The following is a 25,816-nucleotide window of genomic DNA, read 5'->3' as shown; positions in this document are numbered from 1 at the left end:
TGACAGCAGACATATTTTTGAATGTTAACTTCTGTAATATTTCCCGAACTTAGCATGCTATGAAAACAGTACTCATCACCGGTATGTCCGGCACCGGGAAAACCAGCACTATTTTAGAACTCCAGGCACGCGGCTTCACCACAGCCGATCTTGACAGTGCTGCCTATTCTGTATGGGCTGATGCGGGGACTGATCCGGACTACCCGGACAATGAGGTGAAAGAAGGGAAAGACTGGATATGGGACGAAAGCCGCGTGGAAAAACTGCTGACCGCAGATACCGCTGAGCTGCTTTTTGTAAGCGGATGCGCCAGCAATATGAGCAGATTTTATCCTTACTTCGATTATATCGTATTACTCACTGCGCCGGACCATGTCATCCTCGACCGGCTGGCATCCCGTGGGAGTAACAGTTACGGCTGCACGCCGGAAGAAGCCGCAAGGGTACTTCGTTTAATACAAACCATTGAACCTCTGCTGAGAGATGATGCCGATCTGGAAATAGATACCGGTATTCCCGGGCAATCAGCAGTAGATGTGATCCTGGCATATATCGGTGTGCGAAATTTTTAGCATACGGACAGGGTAGGAGATATCAACGCTCCGGGATATGGCCGTCGCGGAACATGGCGGCTACTGCGTGAAAAGATGCCTTACGTTCCCATCGCCGGCTAACATCCTGGTTGCCGCTGTCGGCAGGCAAGGCCTTCACCAGGCTATAGCTCCCCATATCCAGGTCATACCGTGTTGCTGCAGCGTGAGGCAGCTCCGCATTGTTAAATACATATACAAATGCACCATGCACTTTTTCACGCTGATAGATGCTGAACAGATCACGGAGATAGTCAGCCTGTGTTTTTTCGCTACGGATATAACCCGTTTTGATCTCCGGACCGCTGTTCTTCCAGTCAATAATTTCATGACCGGCAGCGCCTTTTTTATCCGCTCCTTCATAGGTACAGCAGCCAAATTCTGTAATCACCACCGGCTTGCCATATTGGTGAAAGGCGCGTAATGCTTCCGCATAGTTTTTCTCATTGGTTGCTTCGCGGTAATAATCCAGTCCTATTATATCGAAAAGCTGCCAGCTGACCGATTCCCAGGGACCGGCAGCATACGTGATTGTTCCTTTGAATCCGGCCCTGGCAGTAGCGCTTACTTTAACGAGAAAGGCATTCAGTTTTTCATTCCAGGCGGGAATAGACTGCCAGTTGTCAGTCAGCTGCCGCACCCTTGCCTCCATATTATCGCCGGGAATAATACCGGATACGAACAGGCTGCTTTCACAGCCGGTATTTAATATGAGGCCGGGATATTGCTGCCTCAGCTGTTCCGCCTCCCTGGCTGCTATAGATAAATGCGTCAGCATCTCATCCTGGCTGCTGTGAAATAACCGGGGCTGTATCCATACCTGCAGGCCCTCTGCGGCCGCGAAGGCGGCGGTTTTAGTAAGCCGCGGTATATCGGTGCCGAAAACATTCACGGCATTGCAGTGCAGCTCCCGGCGGATAACGCGGATATCGAACTGCATCGCCTGCTCGTCCCAGTCCGCTGATAAATTTCCGGGCGAGAAATTTGTTCCCGTATCATAGTTGACGCCCTTATATTGCATATGGTTGTTCCGGGGTGCAGGTATACCGGCACAAACCTTTTTCAGGTAAGCCGGAGCCGGAAGCAGGATCAGCGCGTATCCCACCTGCCTCAGTAAATTCCTCCTGGTAATAGCTGTCTTATTCATATGGTGCCATCTGATGCTGTTGGTATTATATCTTCAGTTACGCCCGGCTGATAAATGTAAGACAAAATTGTAAGTTACCCCTGAATGCCACCGCCGGATGCCGGTTAATTTCGGCAAAGAAACGGTCAACATCGGTGCGGCCCGCCACGGCAATAAGTAATACATTCACACTGTTAAAATATTTATCACTGAAATTTCAGGGTTAATTGTATCTAGGTTTACCTGTCTGGTAAGACAGGTTATTTTCATGTATATCTGTAATGCTGATATTAAATAACAATGATGTTGCAAACCTGCTTTCTCTGGAAGAAGTGATCGCAACCGTAGAGGCGGCATTGATTGCCAACGAGCAGAATAGTTGCCTGGTACCCAAACGCATGCATATCGATTGGGGAGAAAATACTTTTCTTTCCATGCCTTCTTTTTCCCATGACTATTTTGGTACGAAGCTGGTATCGGTAGTGCCGGGAAACCGTGAGCAGCAGCTGGCTGTCACCAACGGCGCCATGTTGCTCAACGATGCGCATACCGGTTTCCCGCTGGCGATGATGAATGCCGCAAAGCTGACGGCATTGCGTACCGGCGCATTGGGCGCCATAGGCATCAGATATATGACTCCTCCCGATGTTGATACTATCGGATTAATCGGCGCGGGCGTACAGGGAATCCAACAGGCTGTTTTTGCCTGCGCGGTGCGGCCAGTGACGAAAATATATTGTCTGCAACGATCCCAGACAGGTATGGATGCATTTGTGACAGCACTCCGGGAGCAATTCCCGGCAGTCACCGTCATACCCTGTAAAGATGCGGATACCATCCTGCAACACACAAACGTGATTATTGCCGCCAGCCGCTCTGCCACGCCGGTTTTACCGGATGATCCGCGTTTGCTGGAAAATAAACATTTCATCAGTATCGGTTCCTACAAACCGGACATGCAGGAGCTGCCGGATCAGGTTTTCCGGTTATCCGGGAAACTGGCCATAGATTCCGTATTCGCTAAAAAAGAAACCGGCGATATTATCAATCCGCTCATGAAAGGAATTTTACAGGAGGAAGATGTATTCACTATCGGAAAACTTTTAACCGGTGAAGTGAAGATAGACGTTAATGTTACTACTGCCTACAAATCCGCCGGCATGGCGCTTTTTGATCTGTTTATGGCCAGGGCGCTGTATGAAAAGGCCAGCGCCGCAAACATCGGTACAGCAGTTTCTTTTTAAACCTCCTGTAGTGCAGCAATAACAATTCTTCATCATTCATGATTCATCAGATGCAAACACAGCTTCATAATTTTCACTGGGAAGCGCCGGCCCGGTGGTTAAAGATAGAAACGATAGACATGCATACCGGCGGCGAACCGCTGCGTGTCTTTATCTCCGGATTACCTGCTGTAAAAGGAGAAACTGTGCTGGAAAAAAGAAGATATTTCAAGGAACACCTGGATTACATCCGTACGGGTATCATGTGGGAGCCGCGTGGCCATGCAGACATGTACGGCGCGGTGATATCTGCTTCCGCAGACGCGGACCTGGATGTGTTCTTCCTGCATAACGAAGGCTACAGCACCATGTGCGGCCATGCGATGATTGCGTTGACCAAACTGGTGCTGGAAACCGGCATCATTAAGAAAGAGGGGAATCATCCTGAGCTGATCTTTAACGTACCTGCCGGGAAAATCTATGCCCGTGCTATCATAGACAATGGTAACGTAAAAGATGTATCCTTCCGTAATGTCCCTTCCTTTCTGTATTTAGCTGCCCAGGAAGTAATGGTGCCCGGTATCGGCAATGTAACATTTGATGTGGCTTATGGCGGCGCTTTTTATGCATTTGTAGATGCTGACAGCGTTCAGCTGCATCTGGATGCCAGCCACTATAACCAGCTGATTGATTACGGGCGCAGGATTAAACAGGCAGTGATGAACAATTTTACCATCAGACATCCTTTTGAAGAAGACCTGAGCTTTTTATATGGCACCATCTTCACAGGCAAGGCCCATAAAAAAGAACATCACAGCCGCAATGTATGCATCTTTGCAGAAGGAGAGGTAGACCGTTCCGCTACCGGTTCCGGCGTTAGCGCGCGTGCTGCGCTGCACCATGCCAAAGGGGAATTAAAGCTCAATGAAACTATAATAATAGAAAGCATTACCGGCAGCACGATGGGGGTAACGGCAAGGGAGCAGACCACCTTTGGTGATTACAACGCTGTCATACCGCAGGTAAGTGGAACTGCTTCTATCACCGGGCGGCATACTTTCTATTTTGATCCGGAAGATCCGTTTAAAGAAGGATTTATTTTCAGATAGCAACTCACCTGTAAACCGGTCCCGGTGTTTTATGCGGCATGGCCGCTCTGTTGCATCATAGCCTGTTGGGATATTCACTTGCATTGGGGTACGCTGCTGCGATCCGGATTAAACGGTAACTTATTGTAACGGTTTTTCCGGCATTCCCCAGGATGCCAGAAACCCTGTTTGTTATACTACCCGGACATGATCCGGAAATATCACCGGAAAGGGCTCTAAAACCTGCTGGCCGGGATATAGTTTATTTAGCACCCCCTCCATCTATGTTTCTACTTTTGTAATGTGTTAACCGTCAGGATAGAGAGCAGGTCTAAGATCTGTCTATTGAAGCTGTGTCCGTCCAGGGCATAGGTATTTAATTATATCAGCAGGTAATACGTAATACTCCGGTACAAAGCTTTCGTTGAGAGTTCTTTTATTGTATGCTAAATTTTGTGTGTATGCTATATAATTCCGCACATGAAGATAATCTGAAAAATGCAGTAGCTGTCATTGGTATGAGCTGCCGTTTCCCAGGCGGAGCCACTTCTCCGGAAAAATACTGGGAAATATTGAAGAATAATATAAATGTAATCCATGATATACCGAATGACAGATGGAACTTTGACCGGTATTATGATGAAACCGGAAAAATTCCGGGAAAAATATACACCAGGCACGGAGGATATCTTGAGAATATTGATTTGTTTGATACAGGGTTCTTCAATATTACCCCCCTGGAGGCAAAAGCAATGGATCCGCAATTCCGTCAGCTGCTGGAATTGAGCTACGAGGCATTTGAAAACGGCAATATAAAGATCAATGAACTGAAAGATAGCGCTACCGGGGTATACACAGGCATTTTGTGGGACGAGTATGAAGATATTGCCAACTGCGACAATAGCCAGCTGCTGACAGGCAACATGCGGTCATCCAGCTGCGGACGTATTTCATATGTTTACGGACTACATGGACCAAGTATTGCAACAGATACTGCCTGTTCTACTTCCCTGACAATTATCAGTCTTGCCTGTAATGATCTGTTGTCCGGAACGTGTAACCTGGCCGTGGCCGGCAGTGTTAATCTGATCCTGTCTCCTGGCCGGTATATCAGCCTTTCCGAACTGGGAGTGCTTGCCGCTGATGGCTGCTGCAGATCATTTGACAACGATGCAAAAGGTTTTGCAAGATCGGAAGGGGCCGGAGTTGTTGTATTAAAACGGTACGGTGACGCCCTGAAAGACGGAGATAAAATACTGGCGGTTATTGCCGGCACTGCGACCAATACTGCAGGGGGCCGGTCCAGTTATGTTACCACTGATCCGGTAACCCAGGAAAAAGTGATCCGGGAGGCACTGAAAAAAGCAGGTGTATCTCCTGATGATATAGACTACTTTGAAGCCCATGGCACCGGCACTCCGGTTGGCGACCCGATTGAAATGAGCGGGATTGCCAGCGTCTTCAGAAGTAGTACGAGAACGAAAAATTTACTGGTAGGATCTTCCAAAACAAATATCGGTCATACGGAGTCTTCTGCCGGCATGGCCGGATTCATTAAAGCAGTGCTGGCGCTACAGCATAACTGCATTCCCGCTAACCTGCATTTCAAAACCCCCAGCAAAGCTATTCCCTGGGAAAACATGCCTGTAACCATACCGGTCAGTAATACTGACTGGCTGCCCGGTAAGCGTATCAGGTATGCCTGCGTGAATGCTTTTGGGCTGAATGGTACCAACGCACATGTGGTACTGAGAGAAACACCTGCTGTTAATATGCAGGAGCCGGCTGAAAAAACATCTGAACAGCCGTATATAATATTGCCTGTTTCGGCTGCAAACGATCAGGCCCTGACCATACTCGCAGGTGAATATAGTACACTGCTTGCTCAGCGAAAGTTTGCTGCATACAATATCGCTGCTGCTGCTGCGCTGCGCCGCTCGGATCTACCCTGCCGCCTATGTGTTTCCGGAAAGGATGCAGTTACCATACAGCAAAGATTACAGGAAGCACTTGCGGAGAGCCTGCCGTCTAAACCGGTTATTAAATGGCAGCATAGGAAAATAGCTTTTGTCTTCCCCGGTCAGGGCGGACAGTGGCAGGGCATGGGAAAAAGCCTGCTGGAAACATCGCCCGTTTTCAGACAGTCCATGATCGCCTGCGACGCTGCCATCAGCGCTGAAACGGGATGGTCTGTAATAGCGGAAATCAATAAAACAGGCGCAGACAACCGCTTGGGAGAGATCAACATCCTGCAGCCGGTATTGTTTGCCATTGAGATATCCCTGGCCCGCCTCTGGGAATCCTGGGGCATCAGCCCAGATGTTGTCATAGGACATAGTATGGGAGAAATAGCCGCCGCCTGTATGGCGGGAATTCTCTCTTTACCTGATGCGGTGTCGGTTATCTGCCGCCGCAGCAGGTTGGCCAGGAAGTTATCCGGTCAGGGAGCCATGGCATTAATTGAATCGGGTATGGAAGATACGATGGAAATCCTGCGTCCCTATGAAGATAAAGTTTCCATTGCTGCCAGTAACGGCCCTGTCTCCACCGTGATTTCCGGAGATCCGGCAGTTGTTGATAGCATACTTCATCAACTGGAGGCAAAAGATATTTTCTGCCGGCGTATCAATGCAGATATTGCCTCTCACAGCCCGCTGGTAGATTCGTTAAAAGAAGAACTGGAGGAACAGTTAACCGGCATTTTACCCGGTAAAGCTGATATCCCTTTTTATTCAACAGTAGTCAACAGTTTCATACACGGAGAAGCGTGTAATGCCTCCTATTGGGTGAATAACCTGAGAAAACCGGTATTGTTTTCCCAGGGAATACAGCAAATGCTGCAACAGGAAGAATATATATTCATTGAATTGGGCCCTCATCCTACACTGCTTCCTGTAATACAACAGAACATGGAATATCTCCGGAAAACAAATTGTACAGTCATTGGCTCTCTGAAGCGTGAACAGCCGGAGATGGAAGAAATGCTTGAACAGCTTTGCCTGCTGTATAAAGCAGGTGGAAAGGTAGACTGGCACAGTGTTTATCCGCTGAGAACGGCTGAAATAGCAGCGATACCACTTCCACGATACCCCTGGCAATGGGAGAGATGCTGGGTGGATGAAAGAAAGCCCGGAACTATTCCGTATCAGGCTACAGATAGTCTGCATTCTTTTGGCAGTACCCGTCTTCATCTGGCATCTTCAGATGATAAAAAGATTTACTGGGAATCCGATCTCAGTACCAGTTTGTTCCCGTTCCTGAATGATCATGCTATAAATAATGTGGCCGTATTTCCTGGTACAGGATACCTGGAGTATGTTATGAGCGCTGCAACAATCAGTTACCCTGACAGGCAGTATGTGATGGAGAAGATCGAATACAAACAAACGCTGATACTGGATGAATCGGCAACACGCGTACAGCTGATCCTCACTTCATCTGCAGAGGGGAATATTGAATTTAGTTTTTACAGTAAAGACAAACAGCATAATACAGACTGGATACTGTTAGCTACAGGGTATCTCCGTTTAACTACCGCTTCATTTCCTGTTACAAATTATCCGCTGAAGGATCTCATACAGGAGCTCGACAGTTATGAGCATCATGCCAGGGAAGAATGTTATGCGAAGTTTGAAAAATACGGATTACAGTACGGGAAAAATTTTAGCCTGCTGAGAGATTTTTATATCAAAGATGACCAGGCGGCAGGAAAAATTGAAGTATCCCGAACATTAATAAAAGCGGGTAACCGGCATATCTTTCATCCCGCCATACTTGACGCTTGTCTGCATACAGGATGCCTGCTGGGTATCAGCGAAGATAGAACAGGGGGAAGCATTCTGGCGGCAGCCTTTCATAAATGCACTTTTTTTGATGACAGCACAATAACTCCTGTGCTATGGGTAAAGGCAACAATTATACGGTTGTCAAAAGCCATCAGGGGAGAGTACCATATACAGATTTCCATTTATAATGATACCGGAGATAAGATAGTAACTATTGAAGATTTATGCTTTAAGAATATGGAAGTCATGCAGGAAAAGAAACCGGCGGATTTCCTGTACAACCTGAAGTGGCAACCTTATCACCTTCCGGCTGATGCAGATAAACCCGCACACCTTCCTGCAGGCCGGTGGCTGGTATGGTCCAAAGACAAAGACCAACATCCGGAAGGTTTAATCACGCAACTGATTAAAACCGGCAGGGAAGCAACACTGGTGAATAGCGAGGCGGATTTACAGGATGCATTAACGCATGATAACGGATCTCCTGTACGGGGAATCATCTGTCTGAACCGTACACCATCCGTACCCGTCAGTAATCCGGCGGAATATATTACGGCAGATTGTATGCCGCTGATAAACTTGTTGCGTACCCTGCAGCAACGGATTTCCGGCACTCCGCTTAAATTGGTAATCATTACATCCGGCACCCAGGCTATACTGCAGGGTGAACGGGTTGAACTTTTTAATGCCCCCCTGTGGAATCTGATGCATACCGCCTTTCATGAATTCCAGGAATATGATTGCACACGCTTTGACCTGTCACTACAGGCTACCGGGATAGAGTGGGAATCAGTTTGCCGCTTGCTGGAATCGGCAACAAACGATAAGGCATTTGCTGTACGCGGTGAAAATATTTATGTGAGCAGGTTGACGCATTATTCACCGGACGAAAAGAAACATACGGCAACAGACATCATACAGGTACCGGTTGCAGCTGACTGTCCTTACCGTTTTGTAACAGATACCCCCGGCCTGCTGGAAGGTATTACTCCAATTGTGTGTATGAGATCTGTTCCGGGAGAAGGAGAGGTGGAGGTGAGAATAGCCGCCTGCGGACTTAATTTTATGAATGTATTGTCGGCATTGGGAGTGTATCCGGGAGGAAAAATGAGCCTGGGAATAGAGTTTGCAGGGGAGGTAACCCGCGTGGGTCCAGGAGTTGCAGGGGTACGTCCGGGGTATCGCGTTATGGGAATAACGCCTGCCGGCGATGCGCTGGGCTCCTTTATTGTAACCAGGGAAACATTCGTAATAGTGATTCCGGATAATCTTGATTACGAAGATGCGGCCACTATACCTGTTGCATATGGTACCGCATACAGGGCATTGGTAACCAATGCCGGCCTGAAAAAAGGTGAACGTGTGCTGATACACAATGCATCCGGAGGGGTAGGCCTGGCTGCCATCCATATCGCCAATATGATAGGCGCAGAAATCTATGCAACGGCAGGTACAGCAGCTAAAAGACAATTGCTGCGGGATATGGGAATACAGTATGTGATGGATTCCCGCTCCACCGCTTTTGTACAGGATACCTGGAATTATACAGGTAATGAAGGAGTAGATGTAATATTGGGCGCAGTTACAGGAGAGCTCCTGGTGAAAAGTATGACATTGCTGCGTTGTGCCGGCAGGTACTGCGATATAGGGAAAAAGGATATCTACGGTAATACCAGCCTGGGTATGTCAGTTTTCAAAAAAGGCATTGCCTATTCATTCCTGGACCTGCATGTGTTGTATATGGAACAGCCGGAAAGCATATACCAGTTGCATACGGAAATTATGAAAGGTGTCCTGGCAGGACATCTGCCCCCGCTGCCTAAAACTGTTTTTCCTGCTTCGGCTGTGAAGGACGGCTTTTCCCTCATGGCAGGAGGGCAACACACCGGGAAAATTGTTTTCAATATGACACCATCCGGATTTTCCGTTGTACCTCTCCTGTTTAATGCGCATGAAACCTATATCATCACCGGTGGGATGGGTGGGCTGGGTATCACTATTGCCCGGTGGATGTCCCAGAACGGAGCTGCACACATAGTACTGACAGGCCGCAACGATCCCGGTCAGGCAGCCGCTAATATTATTGCCGATATGCGGGCAGCCGGTTGTGAGCTAGAGATCATAAAAGGAGATATCAGTGATTTTAATGCAGTAAAGAATATGCTGGAGGAGGTAAGAGGAAAATTTCCTCCGATAAAAGGTATTTTTCATGCTGCACTTGTATTAGATGACGGCACTTTAATGACAATGGATGAATCTCAGTTTAACAGACCACTGTTGGCTAAAACCAATGGTGCATGGTTGCTGCATCAATTGACACAACAGGACGAATTACAGTACTTTGTACTGTTCTCTTCTGCGGCTTCCTTCCTGGGGTTGCCAGGACAAGGTAATTATGTAGCAGCCAATGCTTTCCTTGATGCGTTATCAAAATACCGGCAGGCAGCCGGCCTGCCCGTGACCTGCATCAACTGGGGAACGGTTGCAGATGTCGGGCTGGCGGCAGCAAAGGATATAAGAGGAGCAAGGCTCCATGAAGAAGGTATAGGCAGTTTTACTGTAGATAGCTTCCTCGAAATATTCTCGTATATACTGAAGAATAGCCTGACAGATGTGATGTCCATAAAATTTAATCCATATAAATTCATCTCCTGCAATCCGTCCTATCTCCGGGATAACCTGTTTAAAGAGCTGCTGGATGAAAAGAAGGTCAACACTGGCAATACATCAGCATGGAAAACAGCTCTCCTGAACTATGAATCAGCCGCCGTCGCTGAAGAAAAAATGGAACAGTTGTTACAGGGACTATTAGGCTCCATCACCAGGATGACGCCTTCGCGCATTATGACAGACACGCCCTTCGGTGATATGGGAATAGATTCCCTGATGATAACACAGCTGCGCAATAAAATTGAAAGCAGTATGGGCCTGTCAATTCCGCTGATTGTTATTAATAAAAATCCCAGGATTAAATTCCTGGCACATTATATATTACAGGAAAGCGGTATCATCAGCGCCTGATGCAGAAAAGTGAATCCATGCTGCCGCGGTGCGGCAATGGCTCAGCATACCTGAATTGCCTTACCTTTGCTGGCAGGAATCGCCGGAAACTAACAGGCGGATCAGCACTATGATTATCAGAAAGAAAGAACACTGGTTCAGGATGCTTTTTGTGTGGCACGGTTCCGTGCTTCCTAAATTATTGCCACGCCTGCTGGCACTGTTTTTACTGTCATTGGGCATTGTATACCTGCATGGAAATATTCTTTCCTACAAAGTACCACTGAATCCTGCACCGCTTACCCTGTTTGGATTTGTGCTGGCTTTGTTTCTGGGATTCCGTAACAGTGCAAGCTACGAGCGTTTCTGGGAAGGACGTAAACTCTGGGGCGCACAGCTGAATATCACCCGCTCTCTGGTGCGTCAGGCCCTGACACTGGTGAATGTAAACACAGATAAGGCCACAGTGATGGAATTTGTACAGCTGCTCACTGCCTGTACCTATGCACTGAAACATCAGCTGAGAGGAACAGATCCGGCAGAAGACCTCCGCCAAAGGCTGACGGAAGCACAGTTTCAGCTGGTGGAACAGGATCGCTACAAACCAATTGTAATAACAAGGCTTTTAGGCGAATGGGTACAACATGCAAAACTTGAAAACAGGATCGATTCCATTCAGCAGGCCCGGTTTGACGAGAACCTCGATAAAATAGCCGATGTGATAGGCGGTTGTGAAAGAATCGCTTCTACGCCAATTCCATACAGCTACCGTGTATTGCTGCACCGCACGGTGTATATCTATTGCTTTCTGCTGCCCTTCGGACTGGTAGACAGCCTTAGCTGGTTAACTCCTTTTATAGTAGTATTTATAGCCTATACCTTCGTGGCCTTTGAAGCTATCGCCGATGAAATAGAGGACCCGTTTGGTACAGATACAAACGACCTGGCACTTGGCAGTATGTGTGAAATGATAGAAACCACCTTGCTGGAGCTGGCAGGAAAGCGTACCGAAATAACACCTAAAAACACGCATGGATTTATAGATTAAAAGACCAAATTCTCCATTTCTATTTTCATCATGATAAGTAGGCGGCCTGTCCCACATCACTTAACAATATCTTAAACCTTTATCCGGCCGCCTGTTCTCCGTCTCCCGCCACATCTCACAGCCGGCCCATGCTTTGTTTTATGGATTTTTACACTTATTTTAGATAGTTACCCCGCACAGCAGCAGATCCTGTCTGCTGAGGTATGGCGACAGAGTCATTCGGATCATGCTTTAAAATAGTCATACAATGGCATTGCCCTTTATTGAAGTTATTGAGTCATTAACGCCGGACCCAAAGGTACTCATGTGGAAATTTCCGGATGCCGACAAGGAAATTAAAAACGGCGCGATGCTCACTGTCCGCGAAAGCCAACAGGTCATGCTGCTCAACGAAGGACAGCTGGCAGACGTATTTTCCGCCGGCCGGCACAGCCTGAAAACAGAGAATGTTCCCGTGCTTTCCAGGCTGCGTGGCTGGAAGTACGGATTTGAAAGCCCTTTCAAGGCAGATGTATACTTTTTCAATACGCACCAGTTTGTTAGCCTGAAATGGGGAACACCTGCGCCTGTTCTCATGACAGATCCGGTATTTGGCCAGGTGCGTATCCGCGCTTTCGGCACTTATAATGTACGCATCACGGATGTGGCGAAATTCTTTAAAGAATATGCAGGCACCTGGCCCATGCTCACCGTTACTGAGCTGGAATTACAGCTGCGCGATTTCATATCCCCGAAGTTCGGGGAAGTACTATCGCTCGCAAAAATACCTGCAGTGGAAGCTGCCGCCAATGTTTCAGCGCTGAACGAAAGAATACAGCCGCTTATTCAGCCATATTTCGCTGACTTCGGCGTGGAGGTGACCCGCTTTACCATCACCGGTATCACCCTGCCGGAAGAGGTATTGCGCCAATACGATAAGGTAACGGGTATGAATATGGTGACAGATATGAATAAGTTCTCGCAGTATAGTATCGCGGATGCTATGGATAGGGAAGGATCGGTACTGGGCGATGGCGCGCGGCAGGGAGTGGTGCTGGGAATGATGGCTGGTATGATGAACCCGGCCAACGCTGCTCAGCATAAACCCGCTCCTGCGGATGACATCACAGAACGGCTCCGTAAGCTGAAATCACTGTATGAAGCGGCACTCATTACCGAGTCAGAATATACTGCCAAAAAAGAAGAACTACTCAAATTACTCTGATCCTGCCTGTATGACAGACGATAACAAAAAAAGAACCGCCTCCTTCCTGGAAAAGCTCCGGCAAAAGGCCACCACGCAACAGCATTATGGCGGTGGGGTACCGGAGGAAGAAGCGAAAATGGATATCCGCGACTGTCCCAACTGCGGCGCCGGAAGGGCTTATCATAAAGGCCTGACCAGCTGTGCCTACTGCGGCTTTGCATTTATGAACATCACGCTTACAGACGGTATTCATATCAGGAAAGAAAATAACTCCTAATACATGTTTGATTTCTTTAAGAAAAAGTACAGTAACCCCGAACTGCTGGCGGAGCTGCAATCCAGGCAGCAACGCTGGTTTGTATTTCTTGACAGGCTCGAAGCCCGCATGGAAGAGCTGACAGACGCCGGTATCCCGGAACTGCAGCAGGTTTTTAAAGAAGATACAGACCCGTACAAACGTTCGCACTACCATATGTTGCTGGGGCTGATGGGACAGTTCAACAATATGCGGGATAAGGCGAATGAGGTGAAAGAAGAAAATATTATTTCCTTCATATACAGTGCTGAAGCAGCTTTGCCGCCGGTTACCTCTCCGGCCGGCAGTGAGTATTACAGGTATGTACATGATTTCAGGATGGCCTGCCTGGACCGCTATCATCTTTTCGATGACCGGCTCAATGAAGCGTTGGAAGCGTTGCGCCATGCAGCAGGGGAGCAGGACCTGGAAAGTGCCTACCAGCAGGAGCTGGCGGCTTTCGAAAAAATAAAGGACCAGTTTACCTGCAAACAATGCGGTGGTAATATAACCATTCCGAAAATGTTTTTCATCGACACCTATATTCCCTGTCCCTTCTGCCAGTCGCAGAATACCTTTAGTCCGTCTACTGCCGCAAGAATGGTACTGCACAACGCGCGGGAACTGGCAGAGCAGCGTACGGCGGAGCTTCGCAGGGCATATGAAAGCAGCCGCCCGCAGGACCCGGTACTGTATAAAAAATACCTGCGCGCCATGTTTGATGAGTGGAACAGGATAGTGCCGGATATGGCAGGAGAGAATGAAAAATTCTATCAGCGATTATTGGAAGAGTACACTTTTAACCATTATAAATAGATTGTTTATGTCTGAAAATCCTTTATTAGCGCCTATTCACGGCATTACCCTGGAAGATTACAGCGCAGCCTGCGCTAAAATAGGCAGCGGCCTGAGTGAAGACGATGTGGCCAAAGCACTGGGAGTGGAGTTACCCGTATGGCAGGAAGCCAACCTCCTGTGGCCTGAGCGCATGAAACAGGATGCTTCCTTCGAGATTGTTACCCTGTTCGGACAATACTTTGGCCAGGCAGATCAGCATCCTAAATTCAACGGTCTGAAAGCTGATACTTCTGCAGCAGGAAATGAGAATACTGTAAGAATCAAATCCGATAAAGACTTTTACCAGGAGCTGGAAGTAGCGAGGAATGTGGCCTATGAATACGGCCTGGATGGCGCTCAGTGGGTAGCTGATAAATACGGTATTACCCTCGGTGACTTCCAGATAGCAGCGTCACTCTGGAATGAACAGATTCACCAGGATATCCAGGCAGACTTCCAGGGATATACATCCAGGCAGGATGGCTATAAAACCAAGTACCAGCAACTGTTTACGGATGCGCAGGGTGGCAATGTCGCTGATGATATTCAGTTCTGATGATCTGAACCAAATAGATAAACTGAAAAAGCCGGGCATCAGATCCCGGCTTTTTCAGTTTATCTATTTATCAGGCTATTTTATATCTGCGGTAAATTTATCTAAATTTCCTTTGCCATCAACCTTTCCAGCCAGTTGTATTCTTCCTTCAACTGCTCCTGCATGCCTGATTGTTCAATAAGATGGTAGCAGTTAACTACTGCATCCTTGTACCACGGCATTTCCTCAACCAGACTTAGCAACTTCGCCAACCCCCGCAAATGTTCCTGCCTTTCAATCAACCGATATGCATGCTGCGCACGAAAATACGGGCTGTAATAAAACTCATCGTTTGCCCAGTTCCAGATTTCTTCTGATGTATCTTCCATATTGCTTAACCAGGAGAATGCATAAACCGGAGAGTTGATGTAGTCTCCGTCAAACCCGAGCAGCTGTTGAACAGACAGAGACAGTTGCTGGTCCCTTGTCAGTTTCTTATTCAATATCTCCTCATATAACCGGTGAGCCTGTTCTTGCCTGCCTGTGCAATGAAGTACGTCTGCATAAATACGTTTAGTCCTGATATGACCGGGATCAAGTTCCTGCGCCTTCAAACAGTATTGCTCTGCCTGCTCAAACTGAGTCAGTAGAAAGTAGGTTCTTGCCATGGCAGTATTAAAATCCGGTTGCTGCTCTACGGTTGCATCCATGTATTGTAATGCAAGTTTCAATGCTTTCTGTGAGTTCCGATCGTCGTTAAATCGTTCCATTATTTGCCATAGTTGCAGCTGAGGCCCCAATTGCTCATCAAGCAGGGAATAGATGATTCCGCGCCTGTCTGCAACCGATTTTACAGTTTTCCAGGTATTGAATTGATCGGGATAAGCGATAGCAAATGAAATGATTTTGTTTGTTTTACTATGCCGTACCCGGATGTCAACAGCTGCACCCGGCATAGAGAAATATCTTGGAATGGTACGTAATACTTCCTCTTCAAATTGTGTTTCATAGGAATTATCAGCTTCGTTTGAGTGGCTGGCAGGAAGATTTTTCTTTTTTAAAAAGTCGAACAGACCCATAGTATAGTTTAATCTGGATAAAAGGTTGAAGCCAGGCTACTACGGATAGCATTACCATTTAATACCATGCAGTAATTAGACGTAAACGTTGCAAGATAAAGTAAATACTTAAAACTCATCCTGGTGGCTTTTCCTCCGGTCTGTACTCCACCCTCCCTACATTAAATTATTGTAAACAGCTACTACTTTATCAATCAAACCAGAGCTTTGCGGCTGCATTATAAACACTAACTGCAAGCAGGATGCGCGGATCAGATAGCAGAACAGGCAACGGCGAACCAACCTGGCAGCACAGCCGGCCTTATTTTGATGAAATCTATGAACTGTACTGGAAAGAACTGTATGAAACTGCCTGCAGACGCTTGTCTGCGGCTGAAGATGCAGAAGATATCCTGCAGGAAGTATTCCTGTCACTGCTTAAAAACCCGTCCGTGATAGAAAATGAAGGTTCTATCCGGGCGTACCTGCACAAAGCGCTGAAAGGAAGAATCATTGATTTCTACAGGAAAAGTTTATTGAAAGAAGCTTTTGAAAGAAATACTACGTTTACGGCTCCCCGTTATAGTACGCATCCTGACGTACACCTGATGCATAAGGAACTGGAAAGCCTGCTGGAAAAGGAAATCAGCAGTATGCCCGAACGGATGCAGACTGTTTTCCTGATGAGCAGGAAACGCATGCTCTCCAATGAGGAAATTGCCCATGAACTCTCTATCTCACATCAGACCGTTCGGAACCAGATCAGCGCGGCCATTAAAAGAATACGCAAAGCCCTGCACCAGTATAACCTGGCGAATGATGCCGGTGTTCATGTAATACTTGCAGTGACCGCAGCACTGCTCACCCGGTACTGATCAATGTTACCTTAATGTTAAGCCTGGAAATATACCGGTACATCCTTCTGTGTTGTTCGAGTATGTTCATAAAGACCACAGGTGAACAAACGCGAATTACTTGATTTACTGCAAAAAGAAGTACAGGGAAAATGTACATCCGAAGAAACGGCCCGGCTGGATGCCTGGTATGCTTCCTTCGACAGTCGTACTATTCCTGTATTCGGCAGTCAGGCGGAAGAAGAGCTGGTGCGGACACGCCTGCGCAACCGTATCTACAGCCGGATAACAGCAGATATGCCGGACCTGCCTGCCCCCGCACATAAACGGAAGACAATGGTATTTTTCCGGATGGCTGCTGCCGTACTGGTATTACTCGGACTCGCCTGCGCAGCATATTTATTCCGTCAGGAACAACGTGTGCCGCAACCGGCCGCCACATTACTCAGCAGCGTTTCACCCGCCGGCAAAATGCTGAAGGTCATTCTGACCGACGGGAGCGAGGTATGGCTGAATGCCGGCAGTACGCTCACCTATCCTTCCGGATTCAAAGGCCGCGCCCGCGAAGTATTCCTGAAAGGAGAAGCGTTCTTCCAGGTGGCCACACAGGCGGAACAGCCGTTTATGGTACATACAGACACGATCAGCACTGTGGTGCTGGGCACCTCCTTCAATATCAAGGCTTATCCTGAACTGGGAAGCATCCGTATCAATGTGGCCACAGGAAAAGTAGGCGTCCTCATGGGCGGCAATGCACTCGGTACTTTACTGCCGGATCAGCAGCTCACCTACCATAAGCCGGATCATAGCTATGAGATTGAAACAAAAGATGGCGTTACGGCCAATGCCTGGAAGGAAGGAAACATCCACCTGGACGGTGTTACATTTGATGAGCTGGCGGCAGTACTGGAACACAATTTTGGCTATCGCCTGCAAACCAGCCGGACGGATATCAGGAACGTACGTTTTTCCATGAACATTATCAGCAGCAGTAAAATTGAAGAGGTGATGCGCATTGTATGCAGTATTACACAGGCGCAATACAACATCAGACAACAGGTTATCAGCATATATTAATCATCTGACAGCATAAAAAAACGGAAGCTGCTGGAAACAACTTCCGTCACAATCAGCGCGGTATTCAGTTCCCGGGAAGGTCTTTGAATACCGTTGCATCTAAACAGTATTTCACCATTTAAACGATTCGAAATTATGAAAAAAAACCTTTCGGGGTCCATTAAACATCTTATGAGAGTTTCTGTACTTCTTCTGGGAATTATGGTGGCCGGCACGCTTTGCCTGCATGCCGCTGCCGGCACAGCCCAGGATCTGAGCCACATCCGGCTGCAGATTCAGCTGAAGGGTAAAACACTGGCTGCTGCTATCTCAGAGTTATCTGCTGCCAGTAAATTATCCTTCGCATTCGACAAGGCTGCGCTGCATGAAAAAGCGGTCGCTGAAAGCAGCTTCAATAATGTAGCGCTGAGCGATATCCTGCACCGTTTATTACGGAACAGCGGTTACCGCTATGAAATCATGAATCATACGGTCGTTATCGTAAAAGAGGTGAAGCCCGTAAAAATTAATCCGGGTAAGATAACGGGCAGGGTTACGGACGAAAAGGGCGATGTACTCCCCGGCGCCAGCATCCGTATTCCGGAACTGAATAAAAGCACCGTCAGCGATGGCGAAGGCGCTTTCAGCCTGGTGGTGGAGCCTGGCGTATATACTGTAGAGGTGAGCTTTATCTCTTTCGCTCCGCAGCGGATCATGAAAGTTGTGGTGGAAGAAGGAAAGCACCGGGAGCTGTCTGTAGTAATGAAACAGGCTTCCAGCGCATTAAGTGAAGTGCTGGTAGTCGGCTACGGTACCCAGGAGAAAAAGGATATCACCGGCGCGGTAGGCTCTGTGGCGGGCGATCAGATCAACAACAGAACATTGGGTAGCCTGGATCAGGCGCTGGTAGGAAAGGTAGCCGGATTAAGCGTTTCCAATAACTCCGGCGCACCCGGTACCGGTATGATGATCCGTATCCGCGGGGTGGGCACCATCAACAACAGCGACCCGCTGTATGTAGTGGATGGTAACCCGTTTGGTAACATCAACAACCTCGATCCGGAAGATATTCAGTCCGTGGAGATCCTGAAGAGTGCTTCTGCTGCTGCTATCTACGGCTCCCGTGGCGCTAACGGCGTAGTGCTGGTGACAACCAAGAAAGGCAGCGCCGGCGCGATGAAAATAGATGTACATACGTTTACCGGTATGCAGCAGGTGTATAAAAAACTGAAGCTGACCAACGCAGATACCTATGCGAAGTATTACAACGCAGCCCTGGTATCCGGTGGCCTGGCGCCTGTTTTCAATAACCCGGATGGGTATGGCGAGGGTACCGACTGGCAGGATGCTATTTTCAGAACAGCGCCTATCAGCAAATATGAGGTGGCATTTTCCGGTGGTAAGGAAGGCTCCGTATACCGCATGAGCGCCAGCTACCTGAAACAGAAAGGAACCGTGATAGGAACGGATTACGCTAAAACAGGCGTATCCCTGAACAGCACTCACCAGCTGAAACGCTGGCTGAAATTCGGAGAGAACCTGAACTACGCTTTTACGACGCGTAACAGTATTTCCGATTACGACAGTGATGCCAGAGGTATCATCAGCACAGCTATCCAGATGTCGCCCACCGTGCCTGTAAAGAATGCAGACGGCAGCTATGGCGTATCGCCTTTTGCCAATACCTACAATCCGGTGGCGGCAGTAGAAAATATCCAGCGCCTGAATAAAAGCTGGCAGTTGATGGGATCACTGTATGCACAGGCAGACCTCTTACCCGGACTGAACTTTAAATCACAGTTTAATATCAATGTGGGTAATGGCCGTCAGCGTTCCTATATCCCGGCGTATTTTGTCAGCAATTCACAGAAGGAAGATGTGAGCAGCCTGGAAGAAGAAGCCTCCAACGGCACTGACTGGGCCTGGGAAAATACCCTGAACTACAGCCGCAGCTTCGGTAAGCATCATATCGACGGGTTGCTGGGCGTTACTGCGCAGCATTCCTTTGATTCGTATATCACGGCCTACGGACAAAACCTGCCGGCCGACGCCAGGCTCACCGGTTCGCTGCAATACCTGGACCTCGCCTCCACAGGGATGAAAGTCGGCGGTGGCGGCGATGAATGGGGCATGTTATCCTACTTCGGCCGCCTGAACTACAGCTACCGGAATACCTACCTCGCAACGGTGAATGTACGCCGCGACGGATCTTCCAAGTTCGGCGCCAACAACCGCTTCGGTACGTTCCCGTCTTTCTCGCTGGGCTGGCGCTTATCCAATGAGCCATTCCTCCGGGACGTGAAATTTATCAACGACCTCAAACTGCGCGGCGGCTGGGGATCGCTGGGTAATGAAGGCTCTCTGTCTACCAGCGCTACCGTTTCTACCCTGAAAGTAAACATACCTTATCCGTTTGGCCGTGGCAAAGAACAGGAAGTACTGCTGGGCGCCACGCCTTCCAGCATCGGTAATATGAACCTGAAATGGGAGGCCACCAGAGAAACAGATCTGGGTATCGACGCTACCTTGTTCAATAACCGTATTACCGTGGGAGCTGATTATTATCACCGCGCCACTTCCGGTGTCCTGGTGAGATTGCCCATCCTGGCTTCTGTAGGCGTTTCTGAACCGCCTTATGTAAACGGTGGTAATGTAGTCAACAAAGGTTTTGAGTTTACGGTGGGCATCCATAGTAACCGTAAAAAAACCTTCGGATATGATATCTCCGTGAATTACGCGATTAACCGCAACGAGGTGACCAGCCTGATGAACGAAGGTGCAGCCTTCTATGCAGGTGAAATCACCAGCGGCGTAAGAGTCAGCAAAACAATGGCCGGCCATCCTATCGGCGGTTTCTTCGGATATGTGACAGATGGCATCTTCCAGAATCAGAAGGAAGTAGACGAGGCAGCAAAGCAGCCCGGCGCGGCTCCCGGCGATATCCGCTATAAAGACCTGAACGGGGATCATGTGATAGATGACAAAGACCAGACCTACATCGGCAGCCCATGGCCTACCCGTATCTATGGCCTTTCTGCTTCCTTCTGGTATAAGCAGTTCGACCTGAACATGACCCTCAGCGGCCGCGGTGGAAACCAGATTTATACCGGCTGGAAACACTATACCAATTCATCCGGGATCTCCAACTACTTTGCGCCCGATAAAGAGCAGTCATGGACCGGCGAAGGATCTACGAATAAGGAACCCCGCGTTACTATCCTGGATCCCAATAACAATATGCGACCTTCTGACCGCTGGATTCAGAACGGCAGCTTTATCCGCCTGAACAGCCTGCAACTCGGCTATTCCCTTCCGCAGTCATTACTGAAGAGATGGGGCATTGCTAAAGTACGGGTATACGCCGGAGGTGAGAACCTGCTTACCATCACCAGATATGATGGCTTTGATCCGGAAGTAGGTATGCGCGACGGTAACGACGGCGATCCGCTGGATGTGGGTATCGACCGTGCTTACTATCCGCGTCCGCGCACGCTTTCCGTTGGCCTGAATGTAAACTTTTAATACCAGAAATATTTGATCGTATGATGATGAAACGAATTGGCATAACTATACTCTTCCTCGCTGCCGGCGCTTTTTCCGGATGCAGTAAACTGCTGGAAATTGAACCGCATGGCAGGCAGACCACCGCTACCTTCTTTACTACGCCCGCTACTGCCAGGCAAGGGCTGATAGCGGCTTACAAGGCACTGCAATCTAATTACCGTACCAATTATCCCGGCTATGTAAGATGGGTGTTCGGAGATGTATGCTCTGATGATGCCAGGGCTAACGGCGGCGATAATCCGGACATGATCCAGGTAGAATTTTTTACCGCCAACGCTACCAATCCTTTCTATGAAAACGCCTGGTCTACCTTGTACCAGGGTATACATGCCGCCAACATCGTTATTGAAAAAGCGCCTGCCGTAAAAGGTATGGACGATAAAACAAAACAGGTGTATGTGGCGGAAGGTAAATTTCTCCGGGCCTACTATTACTTCAACCTGGTACAGATCTTCGGCGGCGTACCATTGATGCTGAAAGAAACACTCACAGATTATAACATCCCCAGAAACACCAAAGCAGAGATATACCGGCAGATAGAAGCCGACCTGCTGGATGCAGAAGGCGTACTGCCGGAGAAGAGTGCGCAGGAAAAAGCCGATTATGGCCGTGCCACCAAAGGCGCTGCACAGGCCCTTTTGGCCAGGGTATACATGATGCAGGGGAAATTCACGGAAACGGAAACATGGACTAAAAAAATCATCGATTCCCGCCAGTACAGCCTGGATCCTATATATTACCACAACTTCACCATAGACGGAGAATACGGCGTGGAAGCCATTTTTGAAATCAACTTCCAGTATGATGCCCGCTTCTATGATGAAGAAGGTTCCGGCGACGGAGATGGCAGAACCCGCGGCCCCCTGTCCTACGGCTGGTGCTATGACAACCCTACCCAGGACCTGGTGGATGCCTTTGAGCCCGGCGATCCCCGCAAAAAAGCAACGGTGTACAAAACCGGTGATGTACTGCCGGATGGTACCATCGGTAACACAGGTACCAGCGCTACCGGTTACCTCTGTACGAAATATCTTATCCTGAAAAATGAAATGCCGGATCAGCCGAAAAGCTCCGGTAAAGATCAGATCGTTTTCCGTTATGGACATATCCTGCTCTGGTATGCTGAAGCTGCCAATGAAAACGGACATGGCGCAGAAGCGCTCCGGGTGCTGAACCAGGTGAGAGCCCGCGCCAGGGAAGGAAATGCAGGGATCCTGCCGGATATCGCCACTACGGATAAGGAAACACTGCGCCAGGCTATCTGGCAGGAGCAACGCGTGGAATATGCCACGGAAGTGTTCCGCTTCTATGACCTGGTACGCACCGGCAGAGCCGCCAAAGTACTGAACGATTTTGCGAAGAAGTATAACAGCCTCAAAGGGGCGTCTTTTAAAGCAGGTGTGAATGAAGTATTTCCTATCCCGCAGTCACAGATTAACCTGAGCCAGGGGGTATTAATACAAAATCCCGGACTTTAAAAACAGACGTTGTATATTATACTGTAAAAAAACGACATGAAAAGATACGCTATTGCAGCAGCTCTCATCTTTCCGGTGCTGATGGCCTATGCACAACCGAAACAGCAGCCTGCTCCTAAAATTAAAAATATCATTTTTATGGTGGGAGACGGTATGGGTACAACGCAGATCTATGCAGGGCTGACCGCCAACAAAGGTTCGCTGAACCTGGAACGCTTCCGCTGCATCGGTTTTTCCAGGACCAATTCTGCCAGCGACTACATGACAGAATCGGCTGCAGGGGCTACCGCCTTTTCTATCGGGCAGAAGACCTATAACGGCGCTATCGGGGTAGACAGCGCAGGGAACCCGCAGCCTACCATACTGGAAATTGCCAAGCAGCATGGATTATCTACCGGTATCGTGGTAACCACTGATATCACAGATGCCACACCCGCCACTTTCGCCGCCCATCAGAAAACCCGTGACATGCAGGCTGAAATAGCCGCAGACTACATAAAATCAGAAGTGGATGTGCTGATAGGCGCAGGCCGCGAACATTTCGACCAGCGGAAAGACGGGCGTAATCTCCTGACAGAATTCAGCGGGAAAGGTTACCAGATAAAGCATACTACCGATGATATCGTTCAGGTGAAACAGGGGAAACTGATAGGACTGGTGAAAGAAGAACGGGTAGCCGGAAGAGGCGATCAGCTGGCACGTACCACCAATGCGGCTCTTCAGCTGCTGCGGCAGAACAGGAAAGGCTTTTTCCTCGTAGTGGAAGGCTCCAAAATAGATGATGGCGGTCATGCCAACGATCTGCAGTATGTTACGGAAGAAGTGATCGATTTTGACAAAGCTATCAAAGCGGCGCTGGACTTCGCAGACAAGGACGGCGAAACGCTGGTGATTGTTACGGCCGACCATGAAACCGGCGGACTGACCATTGCGGAAGGAGATCTGAAAACCGGTAAAATCAGCGGCAAATTTTCTACAGATGACCATACCGGTGTGATGGTGCCGGTGTTTGCCTACGGCCCCGGAGCAGAAGCATTTATGGGCATTTATCACAACAATACCATCTTCCGGAAATTTATGCAGGCATTAAAATTCTGATGAACTGCACATAACGTTACCGTAAAAAAGAGAAGGGGCAAGGAATTGCCCCTTTTTTTTTCTGAAGAATGCGACATGTAAAGTGGAGTGCTATCGACAATCATGCTCACATCATAATCCATAATCCATAATCGGGGTTACAGAACAACCAGAGAGATCTAATTTTTTGTCAGTGTTTCCTCTGTAATCCTGCCGGAGCCGGCAGTGTTTACATAAATAGTTTTCAGATAGAGCTGCTTTTTAGCATCATCATAACTGACACGCAGCACCTGAAAGGAGCCGGCCAGAATGCCTCCTGCGAATATGTTATCGGGCTTCACACTGGTAATTGCTTTGGTGACAGGATCAAAAGTGATAAGATACTTCCAGCCGGAGCCACCCAGGTCCGCATAATCAACGGCATAGGTGCCGGGGTATACAGGCATTATCTGCTTGATACCGGACAGGTTAGCGGTACTTCCCAGGATACTGTCTTTCAGCGCACCGGTGTAAAGTTTCCTGTTGCCGGAACTGGTATAGGCGCCGCTCAGGTAATTATTCTGCCGGAATAGATTGCGGGTGAATCCCGCTGAATCGCCGGGTGCTGCTTTTATCAGTCTGGCGTAACTCTTATTGTATTTACCATACAGGACAATACTGTCTGGAGATACATACCTGATCTCGTATTCAAAATCTGCCATCAGTCCCTTTCCTCTTACCGCGCCGCTGATGCCGGGTGAAGGAGTGGCGTCCGACAGGCGGTGGAGGTAGCTGTAGGTGTCGAAGATCAGCTCCGGCTGCATCATGGCTTTCAGGCGGTAACTGCTTTCCTGTGCCGGCAGTGTATCCATGTTGGAAGTAACCCGGTTTTGCGCAGAGAATTTCATCCACAGATAAAATATATATGGCTGCGAAGTATCTGCAGGAATGACGGTCATTTTCCACCCGTTGGGGGCAGCTGTTAACAAGGACTGATAATCTGCCATTTTACTGTTGAGTCTTTCGTCTGCCGGCTCAGGAAACACCCTGTCGTCGGCTCCTTTGTTGCAGGCGCTCCAGGCTATTGCCAGCAGCAGTATGTATAAGATGGAATTTTTCATGTGGTTGCTGTTTATAGTTGTTATTTCCGGATAATAGCCTTGAGAGCCGCCTGTACGCGGGATTGCAGGCTGTAGAAGTCAAGGTTGTAGGAATCCCTGAAGTACTGCACAATCAGCGCTTCCTTTTGTCTGAGCTTATTTACACCATCGGTATATTGGGCACGGTTAACCTGTGTGGCGGATGCGAGGAAGCGGGTAAGCCTGTCTTCATACCCTGCCTTCCCCAGCACCATCATCCAGGATACCATTTCTGCGATATCTTCTCCGGGTTCTTTTCTGGCATAATTGGAAATATAACCGAGGGAAAGCGGATTCTCCTTGGCTACTGTCCAGCCGCCGGTATAGCCATCCGGAGTAACGCTCTTGTAGGTGATGGGATACGCTTTCTGCTGATTGAGGATATGCGTAAACTCATGATGCAGCAGATGCGCCATATCATAAACCCCGGCAGAATCTTTCTGATTAAAGGAGTTGATGGAGAACAGCAGGATTTTCAGCCCGCCTTCTGCGAGGCCCTGAACGGAAGAACCATCGCTGTTTACAGCCGGACTACCGGAAAGTACCAGAACTTTGGATGCATACTGTTTCATGAACAGTTCGGTACCTGCTTCTTTGTTGTAAGGCTCTATCCACATGCGTAATACAGCCTGTGCGGTAGGTATCACCATGGCTTCGGCAGGCGGCACCAGCGTATAGGCCATATCAAATTCAGACTGATCCCATTTGTATTTTACCTCAATGTTCAGCGGAACGGTAAGGGAGTCATAGAGCCATTTGTCTATCGGGCTTTTCACCCAGGTATCTCCGCCCAGCCCGTTCAGCGGCACATTCAGGTTATCCTTTTTGTTACAGGCCGGCTGAATGGTGATCAGCATCAGCAGGAGCAATATTTTCAGTTTGTTCATGTGGTCTGATT

Annotated in this window: 18 protein-coding genes; 14 read left to right on the top strand and 4 right to left on the bottom strand. The window is 48.5% G+C overall.

Annotated features, from left to right (window positions below; translation table 11 throughout):
• Positions 1–59 precede the first annotated feature (59 nt).
• Positions 60–572: an AAA family ATPase gene (locus GWG06_RS18605; protein WP_160715060.1), complete on the top strand. Its 513-nt coding sequence runs from the start codon at positions 60–62 to the stop codon at positions 570–572.
• 22 nt (positions 573–594) lie between these two features.
• Here the strand turns inward: GWG06_RS18605 and GWG06_RS18600 are convergent, their stop codons facing one another.
• Positions 595–1,737 (bottom strand): abortive infection protein, encoded by a 1,143-nt coding sequence (locus tag GWG06_RS18600; RefSeq protein WP_160715058.1) that lies wholly within the window; start codon positions 1,735–1,737, stop codon positions 595–597.
• 260 nt (positions 1,738–1,997) lie between these two features.
• Between GWG06_RS18600 and GWG06_RS18595 the strand changes: the two genes are divergently transcribed.
• The 8 genes from GWG06_RS18595 (at position 1,998) to GWG06_RS18560 (ending at position 14,734) form a co-directional block, all read left to right on the top strand.
• On the top strand, positions 1,998–2,960 hold the full coding sequence (locus GWG06_RS18595; protein WP_160715056.1) for an ornithine cyclodeaminase family protein: 963 nt from the start codon (positions 1,998–2,000) through the stop codon (positions 2,958–2,960).
• A 50-nt stretch (positions 2,961–3,010) separates the two neighbouring features.
• The gene (locus tag GWG06_RS18590; protein ID WP_160715054.1) at positions 3,011–4,048 is read left to right on the top strand and encodes a proline racemase family protein; all 1,038 of its coding nucleotides are present in this window, start codon (positions 3,011–3,013) and stop codon (positions 4,046–4,048) included.
• Between the two features lie 440 nt (positions 4,049–4,488).
• Complete coding sequence (locus GWG06_RS18585) at positions 4,489–10,833, top strand: type I polyketide synthase (RefSeq protein ID WP_160715052.1); 6,345 nt, start codon at positions 4,489–4,491, stop codon at positions 10,831–10,833.
• A 109-nt stretch (positions 10,834–10,942) separates the two neighbouring features.
• A complete protein-coding gene (locus GWG06_RS18580; protein WP_160715050.1) occupies positions 10,943–11,860 on the top strand; it encodes a bestrophin family protein in 918 nt (305 codons plus the stop codon).
• Between the two features lie 247 nt (positions 11,861–12,107).
• The gene (locus tag GWG06_RS18575) at positions 12,108–13,064 is read left to right on the top strand and encodes an SPFH domain-containing protein (protein ID WP_160715048.1); all 957 of its coding nucleotides are present in this window, start codon (positions 12,108–12,110) and stop codon (positions 13,062–13,064) included.
• Positions 13,065–13,074: 10 nt separating this feature from the next.
• Positions 13,075–13,323, top strand: coding sequence for a hypothetical protein (locus GWG06_RS18570; protein ID WP_160715046.1), 249 nt, complete (start codon positions 13,075–13,077; stop codon positions 13,321–13,323).
• A gap of 3 nt (positions 13,324–13,326) precedes the next feature.
• The gene (locus GWG06_RS18565; RefSeq protein ID WP_160715044.1) at positions 13,327–14,157 is read left to right on the top strand and encodes a hypothetical protein; all 831 of its coding nucleotides are present in this window, start codon (positions 13,327–13,329) and stop codon (positions 14,155–14,157) included.
• Positions 14,158–14,164: 7 nt separating this feature from the next.
• Complete coding sequence (locus GWG06_RS18560) at positions 14,165–14,734, top strand: DUF6620 family protein (protein ID WP_160715042.1); 570 nt, start codon at positions 14,165–14,167, stop codon at positions 14,732–14,734.
• A gap of 101 nt (positions 14,735–14,835) precedes the next feature.
• On the opposite strand, the gene GWG06_RS18555 is transcribed toward GWG06_RS18560, so the two are convergent.
• Positions 14,836–15,792 (bottom strand): tetratricopeptide repeat protein, encoded by a 957-nt coding sequence (locus tag GWG06_RS18555; RefSeq protein WP_160715040.1) that lies wholly within the window; start codon positions 15,790–15,792, stop codon positions 14,836–14,838.
• Between the two features lie 242 nt (positions 15,793–16,034).
• Between GWG06_RS18555 and GWG06_RS18550 the strand changes: the two genes are divergently transcribed.
• The 5 genes from GWG06_RS18550 to GWG06_RS18530 all read left to right on the top strand — a co-directional run bounded on the left by GWG06_RS18550 (position 16,035) and on the right by GWG06_RS18530 (position 23,821).
• On the top strand, positions 16,035–16,646 hold the full coding sequence (locus GWG06_RS18550) for an RNA polymerase sigma-70 factor (protein ID WP_127039859.1): 612 nt from the start codon (positions 16,035–16,037) through the stop codon (positions 16,644–16,646).
• Positions 16,647–16,727: 81 nt separating this feature from the next.
• The gene (locus tag GWG06_RS18545) at positions 16,728–17,702 is read left to right on the top strand and encodes a FecR family protein (RefSeq protein ID WP_160715038.1); all 975 of its coding nucleotides are present in this window, start codon (positions 16,728–16,730) and stop codon (positions 17,700–17,702) included.
• 171 nt (positions 17,703–17,873) lie between these two features.
• Entirely contained in the window at positions 17,874–21,203 is a 3,330-nt protein-coding gene (locus GWG06_RS18540; RefSeq protein ID WP_160715037.1) for a TonB-dependent receptor, read from the top strand.
• Between the two features lie 20 nt (positions 21,204–21,223).
• Complete coding sequence (locus GWG06_RS18535) at positions 21,224–22,723, top strand: RagB/SusD family nutrient uptake outer membrane protein (RefSeq protein WP_160715035.1); 1,500 nt, start codon at positions 21,224–21,226, stop codon at positions 22,721–22,723.
• Positions 22,724–22,759: 36 nt separating this feature from the next.
• Positions 22,760–23,821 carry an alkaline phosphatase gene (locus GWG06_RS18530; RefSeq protein WP_160715033.1) on the top strand — a complete coding sequence of 354 codons (1,062 nt, stop codon included), beginning with the start codon at positions 22,760–22,762 and terminating at the stop codon, positions 23,819–23,821.
• Positions 23,822–23,979: 158 nt separating this feature from the next.
• Here GWG06_RS18530 and GWG06_RS18525 read toward each other — a convergent pair whose 3' ends face one another.
• The gene (locus tag GWG06_RS18525) at positions 23,980–24,900 is read right to left on the bottom strand and encodes a DUF4302 domain-containing protein (RefSeq protein WP_160715031.1); all 921 of its coding nucleotides are present in this window, start codon (positions 24,898–24,900) and stop codon (positions 23,980–23,982) included.
• A gap of 20 nt (positions 24,901–24,920) precedes the next feature.
• Complete coding sequence (locus GWG06_RS18520) at positions 24,921–25,805, bottom strand: substrate import-associated zinc metallohydrolase lipoprotein (RefSeq protein WP_158631499.1); 885 nt, start codon at positions 25,803–25,805, stop codon at positions 24,921–24,923.
• Between the last annotated feature and the right edge of the window lie 11 nt (positions 25,806–25,816).

The organism is Chitinophaga solisilvae, from assembly GCF_009928525.1.
Classification (GTDB): Bacteria; Bacteroidota; Bacteroidia; order Chitinophagales; family Chitinophagaceae; genus Chitinophaga; species Chitinophaga solisilvae.
Note: the sequence above shows the minus strand (reverse complement) of the source record. Positions and strands in the feature narration are given on the sequence as shown.

What these genes read in the sequence shown, in the direction of transcription:
- GWG06_RS18605 (WP_160715060.1), top strand. Translation starts at nt 60, where the DNA reads ATGAAAACAGTACTCATCACCGGTATGTCCGGCACCGGGAAAACCAGC.
- GWG06_RS18600 (WP_160715058.1), bottom strand. Translation starts at nt 1,737, where the DNA reads ATGAATAAGACAGCTATTACCAGGAGGAATTTACTGAGGCAGGTGGGA.
- GWG06_RS18595 (WP_160715056.1), top strand. Translation starts at nt 1,998, where the DNA reads ATGCTGATATTAAATAACAATGATGTTGCAAACCTGCTTTCTCTGGAA.
- GWG06_RS18590 (WP_160715054.1), top strand. Translation starts at nt 3,011, where the DNA reads ATGCAAACACAGCTTCATAATTTTCACTGGGAAGCGCCGGCCCGGTGG.
- GWG06_RS18585 (WP_160715052.1), top strand. Translation starts at nt 4,489, where the DNA reads ATGCTATATAATTCCGCACATGAAGATAATCTGAAAAATGCAGTAGCT.
- GWG06_RS18580 (WP_160715050.1), top strand. Translation starts at nt 10,943, where the DNA reads ATGATTATCAGAAAGAAAGAACACTGGTTCAGGATGCTTTTTGTGTGG.
- GWG06_RS18575 (WP_160715048.1), top strand. Translation starts at nt 12,108, where the DNA reads ATGGCATTGCCCTTTATTGAAGTTATTGAGTCATTAACGCCGGACCCA.
- GWG06_RS18570 (WP_160715046.1), top strand. Translation starts at nt 13,075, where the DNA reads ATGACAGACGATAACAAAAAAAGAACCGCCTCCTTCCTGGAAAAGCTC.
- GWG06_RS18565 (WP_160715044.1), top strand. Translation starts at nt 13,327, where the DNA reads ATGTTTGATTTCTTTAAGAAAAAGTACAGTAACCCCGAACTGCTGGCG.
- GWG06_RS18560 (WP_160715042.1), top strand. Translation starts at nt 14,165, where the DNA reads ATGTCTGAAAATCCTTTATTAGCGCCTATTCACGGCATTACCCTGGAA.
- GWG06_RS18555 (WP_160715040.1), bottom strand. Translation starts at nt 15,792, where the DNA reads ATGGGTCTGTTCGACTTTTTAAAAAAGAAAAATCTTCCTGCCAGCCAC.
- GWG06_RS18550 (WP_127039859.1), top strand. Translation starts at nt 16,035, where the DNA reads ATGCGCGGATCAGATAGCAGAACAGGCAACGGCGAACCAACCTGGCAG.
- GWG06_RS18540 (WP_160715037.1), top strand. Translation starts at nt 17,874, where the DNA reads ATGAGAGTTTCTGTACTTCTTCTGGGAATTATGGTGGCCGGCACGCTT.
- GWG06_RS18535 (WP_160715035.1), top strand. Translation starts at nt 21,224, where the DNA reads ATGATGATGAAACGAATTGGCATAACTATACTCTTCCTCGCTGCCGGC.
- GWG06_RS18530 (WP_160715033.1), top strand. Translation starts at nt 22,760, where the DNA reads ATGAAAAGATACGCTATTGCAGCAGCTCTCATCTTTCCGGTGCTGATG.
- GWG06_RS18525 (WP_160715031.1), bottom strand. Translation starts at nt 24,900, where the DNA reads ATGAAAAATTCCATCTTATACATACTGCTGCTGGCAATAGCCTGGAGC.
- GWG06_RS18520 (WP_158631499.1), bottom strand. Translation starts at nt 25,805, where the DNA reads ATGAACAAACTGAAAATATTGCTCCTGCTGATGCTGATCACCATTCAG.